14 protein-coding genes are annotated in these 18,977 nt (G+C 53.1%); 6 read left to right on the top strand and 8 right to left on the bottom strand.

Annotated elements, in window-relative coordinates:
* Positions 1–5: 5 nt before the first annotated feature.
* Both ACIPR4_RS07940 and ACIPR4_RS07935 read right to left on the bottom strand, forming a co-directional pair.
* A complete protein-coding gene (locus ACIPR4_RS07940; protein WP_013568144.1) occupies positions 6–3,410 on the bottom strand; it encodes a TonB-dependent receptor in 3,405 nt (1,134 codons plus the stop codon).
* A gap of 349 nt (positions 3,411–3,759) precedes the next feature.
* Positions 3,760–4,416: a GntR family transcriptional regulator gene (locus ACIPR4_RS07935; RefSeq protein WP_245536486.1), complete on the bottom strand. Its 657-nt coding sequence runs from the start codon at positions 4,414–4,416 to the stop codon at positions 3,760–3,762.
* Between the two features lie 161 nt (positions 4,417–4,577).
* Between ACIPR4_RS07935 and ACIPR4_RS07930 the strand changes: the two genes are divergently transcribed.
* Positions 4,578–6,107, top strand: a complete 1,530-nt coding sequence (locus tag ACIPR4_RS07930; protein WP_222829268.1) for a sulfatase family protein — start codon at positions 4,578–4,580, stop codon at positions 6,105–6,107.
* 163 nt (positions 6,108–6,270) lie between these two features.
* Here ACIPR4_RS07930 and ACIPR4_RS07925 read toward each other — a convergent pair whose 3' ends face one another.
* Positions 6,271–7,158, bottom strand: coding sequence for a hydroxypyruvate isomerase family protein (locus ACIPR4_RS07925; protein WP_013568141.1), 888 nt, complete (start codon positions 7,156–7,158; stop codon positions 6,271–6,273).
* A gap of 362 nt (positions 7,159–7,520) precedes the next feature.
* On the opposite strand from ACIPR4_RS07925, the gene ACIPR4_RS07920 reads away from it, so the two are divergent.
* The 3 genes from ACIPR4_RS07920 to ACIPR4_RS07910 are packed head-to-tail and all read left to right on the top strand — an operon-like array spanning position 7,521 to position 9,435.
* Complete coding sequence (locus tag ACIPR4_RS07920) at positions 7,521–7,934, top strand: hypothetical protein (protein ID WP_013568140.1); 414 nt, start codon at positions 7,521–7,523, stop codon at positions 7,932–7,934.
* Between the two features lie 32 nt (positions 7,935–7,966).
* Entirely contained in the window at positions 7,967–8,974 is a 1,008-nt protein-coding gene (locus ACIPR4_RS07915) for an MBL fold metallo-hydrolase (protein ID WP_041585981.1), read from the top strand.
* A 53-nt stretch (positions 8,975–9,027) separates the two neighbouring features.
* Positions 9,028–9,435, top strand: coding sequence for a c-type cytochrome domain-containing protein (locus ACIPR4_RS07910; protein ID WP_013568138.1), 408 nt, complete (start codon positions 9,028–9,030; stop codon positions 9,433–9,435).
* Between the two features lie 98 nt (positions 9,436–9,533).
* Here ACIPR4_RS07910 and ACIPR4_RS07905 read toward each other — a convergent pair whose 3' ends face one another.
* The 4 genes from ACIPR4_RS07905 to ACIPR4_RS07885 form a co-directional block, all read right to left on the bottom strand.
* Positions 9,534–10,025: a GAF domain-containing protein gene (locus ACIPR4_RS07905; RefSeq protein WP_245536485.1), complete on the bottom strand. Its 492-nt coding sequence runs from the start codon at positions 10,023–10,025 to the stop codon at positions 9,534–9,536.
* Between the two features lie 176 nt (positions 10,026–10,201).
* The gene (locus ACIPR4_RS07900) at positions 10,202–10,981 is read right to left on the bottom strand and encodes a LytR/AlgR family response regulator transcription factor (protein ID WP_013568136.1); all 780 of its coding nucleotides are present in this window, start codon (positions 10,979–10,981) and stop codon (positions 10,202–10,204) included.
* Complete coding sequence (locus tag ACIPR4_RS07895; RefSeq protein ID WP_013568135.1) at positions 10,978–12,120, bottom strand: sensor histidine kinase; 1,143 nt, start codon at positions 12,118–12,120, stop codon at positions 10,978–10,980. The genes ACIPR4_RS07900 and ACIPR4_RS07895 overlap by 4 nt, the downstream gene beginning before the upstream one ends.
* A gap of 74 nt (positions 12,121–12,194) precedes the next feature.
* Complete coding sequence (locus tag ACIPR4_RS07885; RefSeq protein WP_245536484.1) at positions 12,195–14,891, bottom strand: TonB-dependent receptor; 2,697 nt, start codon at positions 14,889–14,891, stop codon at positions 12,195–12,197.
* Positions 14,892–15,264: 373 nt separating this feature from the next.
* Between ACIPR4_RS07885 and ACIPR4_RS07880 the strand changes: the two genes are divergently transcribed.
* Positions 15,265–16,158, top strand: a complete 894-nt coding sequence (locus ACIPR4_RS07880; protein ID WP_013568133.1) for an SMP-30/gluconolactonase/LRE family protein — start codon at positions 15,265–15,267, stop codon at positions 16,156–16,158.
* A 101-nt stretch (positions 16,159–16,259) separates the two neighbouring features.
* Here ACIPR4_RS07880 and ACIPR4_RS07875 read toward each other — a convergent pair whose 3' ends face one another.
* Positions 16,260–17,297, bottom strand: a complete 1,038-nt coding sequence (locus tag ACIPR4_RS07875) for an acetamidase/formamidase family protein (protein WP_013568132.1) — start codon at positions 17,295–17,297, stop codon at positions 16,260–16,262.
* A gap of 411 nt (positions 17,298–17,708) precedes the next feature.
* Here ACIPR4_RS07875 and ACIPR4_RS07870 point away from each other — a divergent pair, with 411 nt between their 5' ends.
* Positions 17,709–18,509, top strand: coding sequence for a hypothetical protein (locus ACIPR4_RS07870; RefSeq protein ID WP_144312355.1), 801 nt, complete (start codon positions 17,709–17,711; stop codon positions 18,507–18,509).
* Positions 18,510–18,977: the final 468 nt, after the last annotated feature.

The raw sequence follows: 18,977 nt of genomic DNA, 5'->3' as shown, positions 1-18,977 counted from the left end.
ATTGCTTAGAAGATGAACTTGCCAAAAACCACCAGAACGCGACCCGAAACAATGGCACCCTGGCCGGTCCCGTAGATGCTGGTGGGGGAACTCACAGTTGTCGTGATGAGACCAAAACCGGTTCCACCCAGATTGCTATTTGGAACGGCAAGATTGGTATGGTTTAGCAGGTTATAGGCATCCGCGCCCAACTCAAATCGCGTATGCTCTGTGACCGGAATGCGCTTGCTCAACTGCGTAGCGATCGAAAAGAAACCGGGCCCGCGGAAACCGTTAGGCTTCACGTTGCCGAAATCTCGCTGACCATTCGGATTCGATGCGGTCACGACACTGGCAAACTGACTTGCGGACAAGCATCCCGTATGGACTGCAGACTTTCCGCACTGAGCACCAAAGGCCTTCGGATCGGTGACGTCCGCCAGCACGGTGCCACTAAAGCTGCTAGACAAGCTGGATGGAATAAGACTGTTTGTGACCGAGAATGGACGACCACTGTAGAGATAGAGCTTTCCTCCCAGCGACCAATTGCTGAGCGTTCTATCGAGCAGACGATTATTCAGCTTTGGCGTGGTGTAGACGAGGTCGGCGGTGAGATTGTGCCGCGTATCAAAGGCAGTCGGACCGTACCCAGCATCTGTCTGCGTGGACGAGTTAGCAGCCGTGTAAAGTGTCGGGTTGTAGACGGTGCCCAGTTGAAGTGCGTGGCTCCAGGTGTAGCTCACCTGCCCCTGAAGTCCGTGTTGTGGCGCGTGACGTTCCGTTACCGTGACGCCGTTGTAGTTCGAGTAGCCGGTGGTAAGTATCTGCGTGACTACAGCAAAACGAGGATCGGGAATTGAGGTCGGAAGGCCGCCAAAGCCTGTTGGATATAAAGACGTGTTATTCACATAACCGTTTGCCGCGGCATTTGAAAGCGGTTGATCGTAGCTATGATTTCCGGCGTAGGAGAACGATAGAACATCATGGCGTGTCAGTGGCTGCTCTACCTCAAGACTCCACTCCAGAACCTTGATCGTGTGAAACTCGTCTGGGTTAACATAGAGAGTCGGGGTAGCAAACTTTACACCTGAGCCCATGGCGGCCGTGAGCTGAGGAAGCGTGTATCCCTGCGAAAATCCGCTTTGAAACGCTGTGTTGGACGCGATACCGATTGCCTGCGAACTTCCCGCTGTGGGCGCGATACCCACCGTGCCGGTGCTTACCGTTGGAGAGAATTTGTTCGGTGAATTACCAAAAATATTTTGAGTGATATTGCCTGGGAAGGTGTTCGCAAACAGGCCCACACCGCCGCGGATCACAGTTTTTCCATCTCCGAGTGGAGAATAGGCAAAACCGAAGCGAGGTTCCGTTACAAAGCCCTCGAGTCCCTTAAAGTTTTTGTTCAGCCCCGTCTGCAAGGTTGCGTTATAGGGAACATTGATGCCCGCCTGATATCCGCTCGCGAGAAAAACTGTATTCGCTCGCGAATAGCAGTTTTCCTTGCAGGAGGGATTGCCCTGGAGCTCAAAGCGAACACCGAACGTGAGATTGAGGTTTTTCTTCGCCTTCCATTCATCCTGACCATAGAAACCGAGAGAGTTGAGGCGCGTGTGAACCGCATTCAAAAGAGGAAATGACTGTGTAAATTGACTATTTTTGCCTGTGCTGTTCACCTGTCCGACGGCGAAATCGGTCAGGTCGAGGAAGGTGTATTTTCCGACGACAGAGGCGCTCGCGACACTGGAATCAGTAATACGGTTGTTGCGGTTATTTACTCCAATCTGGAGTGTGTGACGTCCTAGATTGAGGGAAAGATCGTCGATGATGCCGAGCTGCTGACCGCGACGGCCAGTGGGAAGTGCAGGGCCGATCGCCGCAAATCCTCCGCCGTTCGCACCCCCATCCGAGAAGCTGAAGGAAGCCGGTAGCAACGTGCGGGTACCCTGAAAATCATCGACGCCTGTGAGTATCGAGTACCAATTCCCGTTAAGAATGAAGTTGTTTACCAGGCGAGGAGTGATTGCATAGGTGTAATTGACCTGCGGGATAACCCACGGTTGGACACTTCGACTATTGAACGCAGGATTAATCGGGCTCGTGGCGCTGGCCTGGACGCCTGCATCCCGGCTGATGCGAAAGTAAATCTTCTGCTTGTCGTTGATGTTGTAGTCAATCCGGCCAGAAATAAACGTCTCCGTGTTGATGCTGGAAGCGGTCGTTCCGAAGGCGACAGCGCATGGCGTGTCCACGCCAAACCGTGGGCCACTCGTTCCATTGACATAGGTGCCCGTGAACGTTTGTTTGCCGCAACCAAGATGTCCGGTGCTGTCTTGCAGAGGGGACGTGCCGGTGGTCACTGCGACGGCGCGACTAACACCAGGAGCGCCATTGTAGAGATTGAACAGACTCTGATAGATCCCGGTAGAGGACGCAGGTGCATGCGCCAGCGCGTACTGCTGTAGCTGAGCGGACGGAAGCGAAACGACGCCGGTGCTTGGCAGTGCGTAGCGAAGCCCCTCTGTATTGACGAAAAAAGCAGCCCTGTCGCGAAGGATAGGTCCGCCAACGGACGCGGCATATTGATTGGCAACGGAGCGACCGCGCGGCGTCTTTGTGAGGTTGTTGAAGTAATCGTTCGCGTTGAGAAAACTACCGTTGTAGTTCTCTACTAGATTTCCGTGGAAATGATTCGTACCCGATTTGCTGATGAAATTGACCTGGGCTCCTGCCTCGCGCCCGTACTGGGCGCTATAAGCGTTGGTGATGACAGCGGCTTCGGAGATGTCATTTGCACCAAGAGTATTATTGCTGGCTCCAGACTTGTTGTTCAGGTTATAGGGCTCCACAATGTCGGCGCCGTTCATCGTAAAAAGTGTCGAATTGAATGGAAGGCCATTCACATTGAAGTTAGCGTTTCCACCACCTACGTTGAGACGAAGTCCTGGTGTACTGAAGGCGATATTTGTAATGTCTCCGCCATTCACCGGTGTGTTCTCAACGTATTGTTGATTGAAAGAAGTGACAGAATTTCCGTTTTCCGTTTGTAGAACACCCGCTGTGGTATCGACGTCCACACTCTGCTGAGTAACCTGCAGATTGAGAACAAGGTTGACTGACTGCTCTTGCCCTACCAGCAGACGAATGCGTGAGGTAGCTTTCGCAAGGCTGGGGGCTTCGGCGGTGATTTCATATTCGCCTGGCTTGAGGAAGGGAAATCTATACTCTCCGTTCGAGTCGGCCGTGGCTGTACTGGACGAATCTGTATCCGGCTGCCGGATATGGACGACTGCGCTCGGCACGACAGCTCCCGAAGAGTCCGTCACCGTTCCAACCACCGTAGCGCTGGTGAGAGTTTGCGAATGAATCTGGCAGGCCGAGGAGATCAGAAAAAGCAAAGCAAGCACTAACTTGCGAAATTTAGATGAAGTCATGTTGATCCTATTGCGCAATCATTCGCGCAGAAATGGCGTGCGGACACGCCGTTCTGAGGGTTCGTACCGCTTCAGCGCAACAAAATATGCGGGAAGGCACACTTTACCGAAATCAGCGAATAGCAGACAAAAAAGTTGCTACGGCCATACCGCTTCTGTGCGCACGGTACCTATTTTTTTATGAGAGAGAAAAAAAGAATGTCGTTAGCGACATCGACAAGGAAGGACGCACAGCGACGCAGCGATGAACAATACTTCGATCATGTGGTCATTCTTGTGCATGAGTTAGATATATCAGATATCAGAATCGGGTCAACAGTTTTTTGCCATAAAGTTGGTGGCCTTGCAGCTATTTCTGAAGCTCGTCTACCGCCAGATGAGTCAAGAGGCGTTTCCGCACAAGACTGATATGCTCCCGCATTGCCGATTTTGCCTGCTTACTATCTTCATTCCGGAGTGCTTTCAAAATTGCTCTATGTGCCTCAGGTGCAGAACTCGAGGAGAGATCGTATGTCTGGCACCGAAGCAGCCAGATCTGGTTCTGAATCGTTCCCAGAACGCGGCAGAGCTCTTCATTACCTGCGGCTTTGGCGATGAGTCCATGGAAACGTGCATCCTCTTCGATATGCCCAATCCTGTCATCCGATTGCAGGAACTGTCCGGTCTGCTCAATGCTGGCTTCCAATTTATCGAGGAGCTGCGGCGTAATTCTGGCCGTGGAAACCGCATAGACTTCCAATACCTCTCGAAGGTCGTATAGGTCTTTAACTTCCTGCAAGGAAAAGACTCGGAGATAGGCCCCGCGCCGCGGCTCAATCCGAATCAGGCCTTCATTTTGAAGGCCATTGAGAGCCTCTCGGATCGGCGACTTGCTGATGCCGAGCTGCTGTGACAGAGATTCTTCCGTCAGACGTACCTCAGCGGTGACTTTGCCCTCAAGAATATGCCTCTTAATGCTCTCGTAAGCCAGCGCCGTCAGATTTTGCTGTACAGGTAGTTTTTGCATCTTCTCCGCGCGCGTCTTCTGGACCATGTGTGAATGGGGATGGGTTGTATTCTAAGTATTCTATCCAAAAAAACTAACATCCACTCCTACGCTAACTACTTGCTGTTTTGCGGAATGACGTAAGCTGCTGTTTGGTCCAGTTCTCCGCATGTTCCGCGTAAATGCCTATTGGGCTCATACATAGAAGAGGCACGCATGGTATCGATGAAATGGCAGTGTTTCCGTCTCGTCCGGCGGAGAGAAAAGATATGAGACGAAGGGATTTTCTAAAGCGATCCGCTGCGGCGCTGGTCGCGTCTTCGGTGTCTGACGTCGCGTTGCTCTCATCGGCCAGGAAACCTAGCAACCTCCTGTTTATTACTGTCGATGATATGAACTGGTCACTTCCAGACTTCATGGGAGGCAGGCACGGCTTGACTCCAAACCTGGACAAATTAGCTTCACAGTCCCATCGGTTCGTGCGGAATCGCACGACAGCACCGATCTGCCAACCCTCGCGTGAAGCGATGATGACGGGGCGTGTGCCTCACCGCAGCGGCGCCTTGGGATTCACACCGATCGATGCAGGTATTCCTACGATGGTAACGGTATTGAAGGACGCTGCGTATTACAACGCAACGATTCATAAGACTGAACACATGCAACCACCCTCTTGCTTTCCATGGGACCACGCGATCCCCGGCGAGAACCGGAAGCCTTCGGAATATGGACAGGGCGTCTCGGATGCGATCGCCGCAGCACAGAAGGAGAGCAAACCGTTCTTTGTAGTCTGCAACATCAATGATCCTCACAGGCCTTTTTACGGAGCACGGGCGGCGGCGACCATGGACCACAACGATGAAGGAGAGTATGCAGTTCCTCGCCTTATCCGATCCGAGGAGGTAGATATTCCACCGATTCTCGAAGACCTGCCAGCTATTCGCGAAGAATTGAGCCAGTACTACAACAGCGCGCAGCGCATGGATATCAGCATCGGCCGGGCTTTACAGGCACTAAAAGACTCAGGGGCTGAGTCCGATACAATCGTGTTCTTTTCAGCCGATCACGGCATGCCGTTTCCGTTTTCAAAAGCCACAACCTACGACTATGGAACGCGGACACCCACCTTGATTCGTTATCCGGGCATGAGTAAGCCGAAGACTTTTGAGGATCTCACCTGCAATATCGATTACATGCCAACGCTGCTGGATCTATTGCAAGTTACAGCACCCAAGGGTATGGATGGACGCTCATGGATTCCACGGATGCATGGCGCTAAAGGCGTGGGCCGCGAATTCGTTGTGACCCATGTGAACGGTGTGAACTCCGGAGCGGAGTATCCCTCTCGCGCGATTCAAGATGATCGTTATTCGCTGATGTTTACGCCATGGTGCGACGGAAGGCTGAAGTTTCGCATTGAATCGATGCAGGGACTCACCTACCCCGCCATGGTTAAAGCAGCAGAAACGGACCCACAGATCAAAGCACGTGTTGAGCAGTTCACCACAGGCACATCAATGGCATTTTTCGATCTTCAGGAAGATCCGGGCCAACGCGTGAATCTGATGGATCGCACTGAACACCGTAAACGCATTCAGCGAATGACACAGGCGTTGCACGAGTACATGAAAAGCTCCAACGACCCGCAATGCGAAAATCTGGAGCGCGTGCTCGCAGGCAAGCCTGCTATTGTGATTCAGCCGCACGTCTAGATGGGCGCAATCTCATCTGCGATCTAGGTGGGTTCGTACGTGAAAACTTGACGTCACAAAGTAAAGAGCTGGGCGGTAGTTTACGGGATCTTGGCCGGACTTGTGCTCAATAGTCGAATTCCTTCCCGGATTGCTCGATCGATGCCCTCGGAACGCGGGCAAGTCACAGCCGAAGCCCCTCAGCGAATCCCTTCTGCGCTTCTATTCTCGATTTTCGCAGCGAGGCGACGGCGTCAGTCGTGGAGCCGTACTCCATCGCAATGAAGCCGTTGTAGTGCAATCTCCCCAGACTGCGATAGATATTTGTGTAGTCAATCTCGCCCGTACCCGGCTCATGTCGGCCTGGAACATCCGCGATGTGAACCAAACCCACCCAGTCGATGTTTGCTTCGAGCTTCTCGATCAAATTCCCGGCTCCACGTTGCTCATGATAAAAGTCGTAGAGCACCTTGACGTTGGGGCGATTGACCGCGCGTACGATCTCAAATCCCTCCTTCACCGAAGTCAGGAAGATGGTAGGATTTTCGATCAAATCGATCGGTTCGATCACGATATTGATTCCGTTCCTGGCGGCCACATCAGAGGCTCGCTTCAGATTGTCTACGGCCGCCGCAAACTGAACTTGTGGCTCGACACCGTCAAGCCTTTTGCCAGACTTAATATTGATCTGCGGACATTCAAGCCCTTTAGCAACGCGGCAGTGAGAGGTAACCCGCGTCACAAACTCCTCCGCCTGGTCAGGGATGGCAAAACTTGCCTGAAGACCACTCAACATGTCGATCATCACACCGAGTGAACGCATCTTGCCCATAAGGCGACGTTGCTCTTCGGGCGTCCACTTCTGGAAATATCCTGTCAGTTCTACGCCTTGATAGCCCGCCTCGGCGACGATCTCAATACACCGGTCGAAGGAAGCGAGGTTAAGTGTCGCAATCTCGCAGGAAAATCTGGGACTCGAAGCTAAAGGTTTTTCTAGCTGGGATGCCACACAAAGGAATGTTCCTTCCAGTGCGGTTGCCACAATCAACTGACCGAATTTGCGACGGTTCATAACACTCCTGACGCTTCACATGGCGCGAGACGAGTGTATCGATGGAGGCACACCCTGGGAAAGCATTTTGGCAAGATCGCATCAGATACTTATCCTGCTTCAGTTCCTTCCCCGTCGCGCCTGGTTCACTTAGCCCTTTTCTGCCGCACCGAAATCGGTGCCCCCAGCATTCCATGAACACATGAACGTCTCTTCGCGTGCTTAGCTATCGCAGCGATAAAGAAAGGCCATAACAATGAGAGCGATGGCAGAAGCTGTCTATTCTGTAAGAACCTCCCAGGTTTTACAGCATAGAGAGCTTCTGCATTCAGCGGGATGCCTTATGCGTTGGATTTTCATGAACGAAAGACGGTTTGAATTCTATGCAGACACCCTCCTACAACCCGGCACTGAGTGGCAATCCACAGTCCGCGACGGGTCGTGTGTACCCGAACGGCAACCCTGCCAGTCCACTCAATCCTCCTCAGGCGCGGAACACGGACTCATGTGTTCCATTGCATTCCGCGGAGGAGATCGTTCATGACTACCAGTGCGCAGGACCCGCGCCCGGAACGATCGGCTTCCGATGGATCTACGGGTCCGTAATCGCGGCCAAGAACAAAGATCCACACGTGCAGGTGATGCAGTACAACGAGGACACCTACCTTCTACGCGAGAACATCTGCGTGCATTGGGAAGGCCCGTTTACCTATCTGCTCTTTGGGAATCACGTCGCAATCCTCATCGATATCGATCGATCATCAGAAAGACTTTCACGTCATCTCCAGCTTGCATGAGAGGGACATACGCGTGGAAAGAGGAATGCTTCTTGAGAATTTCTGCATACACACTTCTAGCCTGCGTTCTTCTTCCAGCCGTTACGCAAGCTCAGTTCGCTCAGCCCGATGGAGGCACTGTTCGTCCTGGCGTTCTTCCTCTCACCTGGTCTACGGGCGGGCCGAAGTGCATGGAGATGCCCGAGTGGCAGGTGCATGAGTACAACCCTGATCTCTTCATCCTTCGCCAAAGCGGATGCACTGACTACGAAAAACCCTTCGTCTATCTTTTCTTCGGTAACGCTCGTGCCCTTCTGTATGACACAGGATCACGCAAAGGTAACCTTGCTCCCACCTTGCAACACGTTGTGCATCAGTGGCTGCTACGAAATCAACGCAAAACAATACCACTCTTCGTGGTCCACTCTCACTCGCATGGAGATCACGTAGCCGGCGACGCCAACATACAGGCCCTTCATGATCCCATGATGCCCGTCACTTTCGTCGCTGCCGCCGTAGAACCGACCAAGGCTCTTTACGGCATCAAGAACTGGCCGGAAGCCATCGGCACCATTGACCTTGGAGGCCGTGTCCTCGATGCTGTCCCCATCCCTGGTCACGATGTCGTGAGCGTCGCACTCTATGACAGGCAGACCGCCATTCTCCTCACCGGAGACAGCGTCTATCCGGGTCGTATCTACATTCGCGACTTCGACGCCTTCGTGCGCAGCACAACACGTCTCGTCAACTTCACAAAGGACAAGCCCGTCGCTCACATTCTGGGCTGCCATATCGAGGAGACGCGCACCCCGTTCCTCGATTACCCCGTCGGGACCATCTATCAGCCTGATGAGCACGAGCTCTCCCTCTCGCGCGGAACTCTCCTTGAGATGCAGGCTGCTTTGGATTCGCTTCACGGTACTCCGAAGCGTATCGCCTACCGCGACTTCTCACTCTGGCCTGTGGGAGCTTCCTTCCGCCTCACAGACAAGACACAATCCGTCTTCGACAAGGTTCAGAAGTATCAACTCGAACACATGTGGGACCAGACAAAACCCTGATCGGCACACCACGATACCGCAGTCCTGACCCCTCGAAGCTCCCTGGAGACGCCATGAGATCCATTATCCCGACCATCCTCTTCACCGTCCCGCTCTCGCTCGCCCTTAAAACCAGCACCGTTCAAGCACGCGAGGACAATACAAAGGCAGCCTTCTTCACCACTCGGGTCAAACCCATCCTCGACGCAAACTGCGCCCGCTGCCATGGTGGAACGAACCATCGGGGCGGTCTCAACATGGATACACGCGAATCTCTTTTGAAAGGCGGACGCGACGGCGCATCCGTTGCGCCAGGCGATCCCACAAGCTCTCTCCTCATCAAGCTCATCCGGCACGAAGGGCCCAAAGACGATCCCAAGAACATGCCCCCTAAGGGCGAAAAACTCTCGGATGCCGACATCAAGATCGTCGAAGACTGGGTCAAAGCGGGGGCCGCAATGCCCGTTGCACCAGTCAAATAGTCAGGTGAGAATCTCAGCCTGTTCAGTCAGTACAACAGATAATTTCGGCCATCGCTTCTTGCATAAAAGTAGGAGCTGTGCAGGGCGGATGGGCAAAACTAAGACTTCCTCAAATCCGTATCCGTTAAAGAATTTTCTATAAAGCTGCCGACGATTTTGCCTACCTCTTCCAGAAGATCGCGGTCAGCGCTCGTGAATGCTGCAGGATCATGACTATCTATGTCGATTTCTCCGATAATCCTTCCGGAAGCATAAATGGGAACCACGATTTCAGACTTGGTCTCGATGGAACAGGAAAGATAGCGCGGATCGGAGCCAACATCGTCGACGACCACCGTCTTGCCGGTCGCAACTGCAGCCCCGCAGATGCCTTGGGATACCGGAATACGAACGTGGGGCGTCGGATCGCCGATATAAGAACCCACGACCAAGGTGTCCGGATCCTCAGGGTCGAGCATGTAAAACCCGGTCCAGGAGTAGTGCGGAAGATTATTTGCCAGCACTCCAACGATTTGCTCTTGCAGGACAGTCAGCGAGGAAGCGCTGGCGGCCTTCTCGCGGATCTCTGTAAGGATTTCCGATCGATCCATTTGGTTCTTCATAGTCATAGTGTCTTACAAATGGTGCGTCGAGGGCATCTGACGAAGTGAGGTCAAATAGGCCATGCTGAAGGAAAGTTCGAATACCGTGCCGACGTCGGTAGCATTGCCGCACCGCCGCTACGAGTCCGGCGAATCTCGCATGCTTCGGAGCGGGCCAGGAAACGCTAGGTCGAAGCCTTTCCAGTCTCAGTTAACCTCTGTCGACCTGCCTTGCTCATTTTGAGCTTTCGACCATCGACCAGCACGACGCAGCCATCTTCCTGTCCTTCACGATAAATCTCTCGTATCAGGTTGAGATTGACGATCGAGGATCGGTGGATGCGAACGAACTGTTCGGGATCCAATCTGTTGGCGAGATCAGTAATCGTTTCGCGCAACATGAACCTGCGTCCCTTTGAATGAAGGCAGGAGTAGTACTCCGCCGCTTCAATCCACTCGATGGCTTCCACCGGAAGAAGAATCTCTTTGACGCCATCTTTGACTAAAAGGCGAGAGGGATAAGTTTTGACTTTCCCGCTCACATTCCGTAACTCGTTCAGCACCTCTACGAGTTGTAGCTGAGTCAGCAGAGCAGTTTTGGCGGTGATCTTCTCCTGGACCTTTCCAATCGCAATTTGAAGTCGCTCTGCTTGCACGGGCTTCGTCAGGTAATCGATTGCGTTCATATCAAATGCCCGCACGGCGTGCTCTTGATAAGCCGTGACAAAGATGGTGGGAGGAAGATGTTGCAGTCCCACTTGCTCCACTACATCGAAACCAGTGATCCCCGGCATCTGCACGTCGAGAAACAGCAGGTCCACCGGCGCTGACTGCAGATACTCAATGGCCTCTCGGCCATTCTTGCATTCTGCGACGATCTGGATATGGGTGTGGTGACTGAGCAGCAGCCGGAGAAGCTGCCGCGCAAGCAACTCATCGTCGACGAGCACAGCCCGTAAAGTCATACAACGATACGCTCGTACGGTATTTCAATCGTGACTTCATATCCGCCACTTACAAGTGGAGCCGCCGCGAAGTCGTGCGTATGAGGATAGAAGAAGGCAAGGCGCTCTCGTGTATTCTGCAGACCGATTCCATGCCCCGCTGTAAGCAGAGTGGTTGAGCCGGAACCGTTATCTCTCACTCGTATGCAGAGGCTGTCTCCCACGCGCTCCACGCGAGTCTCGATCAGACCGCCTGCCTCCATCGGAGCAATTCCATGCTGGATTGCGTTTTCAATGATCGGCTGGAGCAGGAAACACGGTACAAGACCTTCCAGAGCTTCCGGGGTCGTATCAAACTCCACCCGTAGACGATCGGCAAACCGAACCTGTTGAATCGCCAGATAGCTCTCGATGGTTCTGAGTTCTTCCAGGAAAGGAACTTTCTCCGGTGTGCGACGCTGGAGAGTTGTGCGCAAAATCGTGTCAAGATGCGAGAGTGTCTTTGTCGCCTCTGGATTTCTTCCTTGTGCTACCAGACTTGCAAGGGCGTTCAACGTATTAAACAGAAAGTGGGGCTCCATCTGCATTTGCAGGGCTTTTAGCTGGGCCCGCGATAACTGTCTCTCAAGAGTGAGTGTCTGGATTGCATCCCGCTGTCTCTGAGACTGTGAAAACAATAGTCCGGTAACACCCAAAGCAAAGCCATAAACCAGAAGCTCAATTCCAAAACGATTGAGATCGAAGTACAGCAGCCAGAGATGTTGGACGTTTCCATGAACAGGCCATCCTGGAATCAGAGAGTGGACGATTCCAATGACAAGAAGATGCAGGAGACCAAGAGCGACAGCAGCCAATAAGTGAAGGAACACTGTCGTTGGAGTGAAACGTAAAGCCGAAGGCGCCCATAGTCTAAGTCGCCATAGGCCGAGCGCAACGAGGCCCCACCACCACGAAAAGATCGCACCGTACCGAAGAGACGCAGGTGCGGTGATGGATCTGCACTCGCTCGCCATAAGAAGAGTAAGTACGATACTGACGGCGAGGAAGACCTGCCAATCCCGGGCCCTGATCGATCGCTGCCCGTGTGCCCTGGGCAACGACTCTTCCAGCGAAGAGACTGTAGCCTTTTTATCCGGGGCTCTCAAAGCTAAATACCGCATCGGCATCCCTTTCATAGATCACCAACACTTTCTTCCTATCTTCATCGCCTGATTCCATACTCCTGCTGCAAGGACTAAAAAGCAAACCTGGCGCCCAACTCTACCCTGCGGGAGTTCTCGGCCGAAAGCGGCTGCCCAAGGGTTGAGGAAAGAACGGTTCGAACCGCGGTGACGTTCGTATGATTCAGCAGGTTTGCCGTACGGACATTCAACGTGAGTGTGCGCGAGTGCGCCTTGTCCGCAGCACTCAGGCTGAATGATCGACTCAAGTTCATATCCATGTGGATCGTTGCGGGCATAGTTCCCAAGTTACGCGGAACATCCCCGTTCACCGCGTTGGCGGTGAGTAATCCAAAGCGCGTGCTATATATTCCAGCACCGGGTGCAGAAGCGTATGAGGGACGATCATTAAAGTTTCCATCGCCATTGTTGTCTGTGCCAGTAATGATGTTATATGGAGTTCCCTGCTGCGCATCGAACTCCGTGGACAAGGTCAACCCATAGGGCAGATTGATATTTCCTGTCAGGAAGAAGCTGTGAGTGTGCGCCCAGTCAGCCCTGGAAGAGTCGCCCACATCACTGTAACTCGACTGAGGAAACCCGTCGCCACTGCTGACATTTGTCCAGGAGTTCCGATATGCGTAGTATGCAAATAAACCGAAGCGCTTATAGCTATGCTGGTTGATGACGAAGGCGAGTACATTTCCTGCGAAGTGACCCGAATCCTGATATTCCAAAATGTTTTTATTTGTGACTGTAGGCCGGGGCGCAAGCAGAGCGGCTGAGGGATCAGGAGCAGAGCCTATGCTGCTCTTTACCATGGGTGCATTGATGTTTTTGTTCCGAAGCACATTCCACACCTTGCCGAGATATAAGTTAACCCTCACATTCCAGTGTTGCGGAAGCTCATGCTCTACGGTGAAGAAACTGGAATATTCTAGCGGCTGACTCAGCCGCTGCGGAAGCTGCTGAACTGTACCGACTTCAATGGACCCGACGACTGGTGTCAGCAGGTCATTATAGTTTGGTGAGTAGATTGTCACCTGCTTTTGCCGCACATCATTAAGTCGCGCGCCTTCGAGAGCATGGGTAGGATCGATAAGTTCGGAGAAGAGCCCGACCTGGGCACGAAATACCCACTTCTCTTTTTTGTCAGGAATCCACGAGAAACTTGCACGCGGGCCGAAATTAGATACGCTGTCGGGTGACGTCTGAAGAGCGAATCGCAAGCCGGTATTCACGGCGAATCGCGGACTTAGCTTAATGTTGTCTTGCAGATAGAGACCCAACCTCCACTGCGTAATCGGAACCAGTGGGCTTCCGCTAGTCACCTGATACGTAGTGGGTCTGCCTCCTGGAAGGTTCACTTGAGCGCGACGATATTGCTCGATCGCGCTGATCGTTGTCGTCAGTCCGGTCGGGTTATTGTTTGCGTCAAGAACTGGCGCGCTACCGCCACCAAAGATATAGGTACCATTGAAGTTGTTTGGGTTATCGCTATGGCCGAAGATACCGAGCGACTGCAGACCAAATTTCACTTGATGTTTGCCATGGGCGATCAGCAGGTCGTCATCTACTTCGAGGTCACGCTCCCGGTTATCGAGACTCTGAGCGATTGAACCGCCTCCATTGAAATAACCGGAGACCTGGAGCGATGGAGAGGTCGACAACGGGGACTGTTTTGTGCGCTTCCATGAATAACCGACATGGGTTGTATGCAACAGATTAGCGTTGGGTATCAGCGTATTGGTAAATCGGAGATCGTGTTCACTCAACAGGCCTGAATACCCCGCCTCGGCCAGCGTGAGCCCGCCAACACCCTGATTTCCTAAATTGTTGACATTGGATGAAAAAGAAAATGCCGCAGTATCTTTTGAAGTTACCTGCCAGTCGCCACGAGCCGAAGCTATCCAAAGCCTCTGTGGAGCTGAAACTGTCTGCCGCAACGGTACCTGGTTCCCACTTCCATCCAGTGTTACTGCATTTACGATGTTGAACTCATCGATATCGCGCTTTTCCAGTGCGAGGGTAAAGCCGCTCTTTTTTGAGACGACGGGGCCACTTAGCTCAAATCCGTACCGTCGCCTACTGGCCGGAGTTGGCGTAGCTGAGAAGGGATTGGTTGCATTGAAGCTGCTATCGCTGTCCGAATAGAAGAGTGCCCCGTGTAAAGAATCTGCACCAGGCTTGGTCACGATCTCGATGACTCCACCGCTCCATGGAGGAGTCTGGTATTCGGCAGAGAAAAGGTCCGGATTGACACGAATCGAGGCGATGGAACTTTTGGGTGGAAGCACACTTCCATTCTGAAAGCCATCGATCAGGATAACGGATGAAGAGGGGGAGCCTCCGCTACTGGCAGATAGCGCCTGCAATTGCCGGAGAAAATCATCCGGATCGTCGGCAAGCAGTTGTACATCCTTCGTGTTCAACGTGGTGGTACCCGAGCCGCGATCAGTAGAGCTGCTATCGCCGTCGACTTGAACCACTGTGTTCACGTGGACGATCCCTAAAGGGATATTGAGATGAATGCTTCCACCCACCTGTTTGTCAACTGTGACTGTCTCAGAAGTAAAGTCCTCAGCTTCAACTGTGATCTGGTTGGAGTCAATCCGGACGCACGGTAACAAGAAATGACCTGCCGCATCGGTTATCGTCTTCTTGCCATCGGCGGTTTGCACCTGGGCTCCGGGGATGACCGCGCCAGTTGGATCAGTAATCGTCCCGTCTACCTGTGCTCCGTTTGAGCAGGCTTGCTGAGCGAATGCCATGGAAGGCAATAGCACTGCAGCCCATATTGCTGCCCTGTTCCAATTATGATTCATCGCTCTCGTCTCCGGAGATCAACATCGCAGAGACAATGATCGGGATCCAATCCTTTGCAAGGAAGGGCCAGATCGTCACGGGGAGTAAGGGCTTCTTTGAGGCGAACGAAGGCTATTTTCGTCTATTTTTTCGATCCATGAGGCTTCAGCCGACCTCAGCGTCAAAGCGGCAGACTGTGAAATCGCATCTCCAAGAAACCTGAAGGCTGATAAGCTGGATCGGCATGCACGACCCTGTCTTCAGAACTGCCGGTGTAGCTGGAAAGATATTCAGCCATGATCGATTCGGCGTGGAAACCTAAAACTAAGGAGATTAATCATGCGCAAGTTGAGTGAACGCCAGTTCGTCGCGTGTGTCGTATTGTTAGCGAGTTTTGCAACGGCCGCATCCGCCTCTGAAGTGCTTATCACCGACGCGAAATCCCAACCGGAAAGCCTGACGATTGCCCCGGGCGGAATACTGATCGTCGGAAGCGCGAGTACCCCGTTCATATATAAGGTGCGCCCAGGTTTTGCCACAGCCGAAAAGTTCGTGGACGCAAGCGCTGAAGGTTCCGGTACCTTTTTCTTCGGTATGCTTGCCGATGCCTCTACCAATACTTTGTGGGCTTGTCAGTTGACTCCGGTATCAGGTGCGACACCGGCGAAGCGCCATACGGCACTGAGGGGCTTTGATCTCTCAACGGGCGCGCAGAAGCTTCGTTGGAACCTGCCCGACGAGAACAGCACCTGCAATGATTTCACGATCGGCCCGGACAAGGCGCTCTACATCACCGACACTGCAAACGGCAAAATCTTCAGACTGCCGGCCGATGGCTCCGCTGCGGAACTTTACCTGGAGCATCGGACACTGATGGGTGTGGACGGCATCACCTTCCTGGATGGCACGCTCTACATAAACAATGTGATCTTCAACAAGCTTTACCGTATCCCGGTGGATGCAGCCGGCAAACCGGGGCAGCCTGTTGATATCTGGATGGACCAGCCGGTGAAGGGGCCGGATGGCATGCGCGCGGTGAATGGCAAAATCCTTGTTGCAGAGAATGGTAGCGGCAAAATCTCCGTCATTACGGTCCATGGAGACAAGGCGAGCGTCATGGTCATTAAGGAAGGACTCAAGACGCCAACCGCGGTCGAGCCAGCAGGTAACACGATCTGGATTGCCGAACGCGGAGCCGGCAAGGCAGTTTCAATTCCGATGCCGAAATGGTAGATACCGAAGGAGCGGTTGTGGCGCTTCGGGGCCGGCCCGTATGCAGAGTTGGAGCCCGTGGATGGTATCTTGCGATAGCTGATATCGCCACAAGCAGAAAGCTATTTTGCCGCGTTAGCAGTGAAGATATTCTTCGGACACATAGCGTGGACACCCACGTTGCCGTCCACCAGTTGAGTGATGTCCAGATCCACGGCCATGCTCGACAGCATGTACGCATCATCCCGTGTCATATGCTTTTCCTCTACCAGAAAGTCGATCATGTCGCGCAGTGCGTGCTCTGTCGCCTCCTTCAGGTCAGGGCTGAAGCCCATTGTGATGTAGTGAGTCGGCGTCTCGGCCCGTGGCCAGTTTAACTGCTTTTTCTTGTGAACGATAAACCGGAACGTGCCTGTAAGGAACGTCTCCATCGCGGTGATATCGACCTCGCCATTGCCTTGCCCGGCATGCCCGTCACCCGCGACGAACAAACCACCCTTCGCTGCCACAGGAATGTAGAGGGTCGTACCCGCAACCAACTCCTTGTTATCCATGTTGCCCGCATGAGCAAATGGAGGAGCGCTGTCGATCCTTCCCTGTCCGGGCGCCACGCCCATGCTGCCAAAGAACGGACGCAATGGAATATCAATTCCCGGCGCAAAGTGCCCGATCATCTTCGCGCGATCCAGAGGAATGAGGCGATTGCGGCTATAGGGAAATTCCATCGGCAGAAAGCCGCGATGCAGCCCAAAGCCATTGCAGGCAAACGGAGCATCGATATCCACTTTCAGGATCTGAACCTCTAGCACATCACCGGGTTCAGCCTCCTCAATCGCCACCGGCCCTGTCAGGATATGTCCGCCTGGCCCTTTTTCACTCCCTGGGATGTCCGCCTTGTAGATCGCGTCGTTGTAGGCCGGAATATCCTCCGACTTGACGCCACGTGCGATCAACCGGTCGCTTGGCCCACAGGTCGAGAGCGTCTGAAGCGTCACCGTGTCGCCGCTCCTCACCGTGATCGCCGGCTTGGTCACCTCATAATGACCCCACTCGATCGTGGTGGGTGTCGCAAGAAGCTTGTGGTCCTCGGCACTCGCCGGAAGAGAGATCGCCAGAAAAACTCCATAGACTAAACCAGAAGTCAAAAACGATCGACGCATACATTCCCTCAATGATGTTGGAAGATCTTACCTGCTTTGATCATGCTCTATCCAAACGTGTTTTTTGGATGGGCGAAGTGCGAACGGTATCCAAGATTGCAGCTCCTTCCGCGGGATGATCACGGCTCGCAACATTGACCCGGGACAGCTAATTTCAGCGACTGGGAAATAGGACTACCTCGGGCGTTGGAAATAAAGAGATCTTCGATATTTCTGCGAACCAGGTGCTGCGTGCCTTTGAAAGCGTCTCCCAGATCAGCGCGCCGGATGACAAGACAGCGGCAAGTGGGATACAGCGCTACTACCTAAGAATTAAATTTCGATGCACTCGCCTTACTCCAAAAAATAGCACCTTTTGACGAAGCCGGAATGCTTCTAGAGCGTCTAAGAAAAATGAGAACTCTCGAGCGAATGGCTTTACGACATCTTCTTCTTGCAGTCGTCTGCGCGTCAGCTTTGTGTCATGTACTCACGGCACAACCCATGGTGAGCAGTTCTCTACGCTCCGCAACGACCACAGGTTACGAAGAGATGGCCACCGCCACTTCATTCAAAGGCACAGGGGCCGACATAGATCTTCCCGATGCCCCCCAGAGTAACGCAGAACAGCCCACAGGCCATGACGATGGGCAAACCAAGCGCATTCTCGGAATCATTCCGAATTTTCGCGCTGTGAGTGCCGACGTTCAGCTTCCGCCACAATCGGTCAAGGAGAAGTTCATTACTGCTACGCAGGACTCCTTTGACTACTCTTCGATTTTGCTTCCTGCTGTGGTGGCCGCTTACTCTCAGGCAACGAATGCAACTCCGGAATTTCATCAGGGAGCCGCAGGGTACGGGCGGTACTTCTGGCACTCCTATGCTGACCAGGCGGACGAAAACTATTTCGTGGAGTTCATCGGCCCAGTGCTCTTCAGGCAGGACAGTCGCTACTACACCCTTGGAAAGGGTGGTTTTCTCAAACGTACCGAGTATTCTCTAGGCCGTGTCTTCATTACCCGTAATGATGAAGGCAAGGAGGTTTTCAATGCGTCGGAGATCATCGGTGCGGGAGCTGCTGCTGGAATCTCGAATCTCTACTATCCCTCTCGGGAACGAACCTTTGGGAATACGGCAGATAAATGGGGTCAGAGCGTTGGTATCGACGCGGCGACTTTCATGTTCAAAGAGTTCTGGCCTGACATCCATCATCACATTTTTCACAGTCATTAGTCCCTTTTCCGTTTCGGTTAGGTCAATGATTGCGTTTGAATAATTTAGCAGGTCGTTGTAAAGCGATCTTCATCTGAACCATGTCACGATGTAACAGCTATCTATAGCCCTTACAGGCCTGACCATCCTTTGTAAAGATCGCCGCGCCATTTGAGCGTCGATGATTTGACTCCCCAGCAGCGCGTTCGCGTCGCTCCATCCATACCTTCCCTCGCATCCTTATTTTTTCAACAGCACGAGTGGAGAAGCCACGCTCCCGACCTCTTTTATGAATGCTCGATGAATGGCCTGTGACTGCACGCCTCGAACACCCGTGTAAGAACACTAAACATCTTGGGCTTTAGCTCTTTCTTATCAATGAGATTCCTGATTCCCACGTGACCCTTCGATTTGCACACGCCGATAACCCCTACCGCTGAGATCTGTGTCCCCCAATACTTGGAGCTACAGGGATTCCGTTCGTTGTAT

Origin of the sequence: Terriglobus saanensis SP1PR4 (genome assembly GCF_000179915.2) — a bacterium.
GTDB lineage: Bacteria > Acidobacteriota > Terriglobia > Terriglobales > Acidobacteriaceae > Terriglobus > Terriglobus saanensis.
Note: the sequence above shows the minus strand (reverse complement) of the source record. Positions and strands in the feature narration are given on the sequence as shown.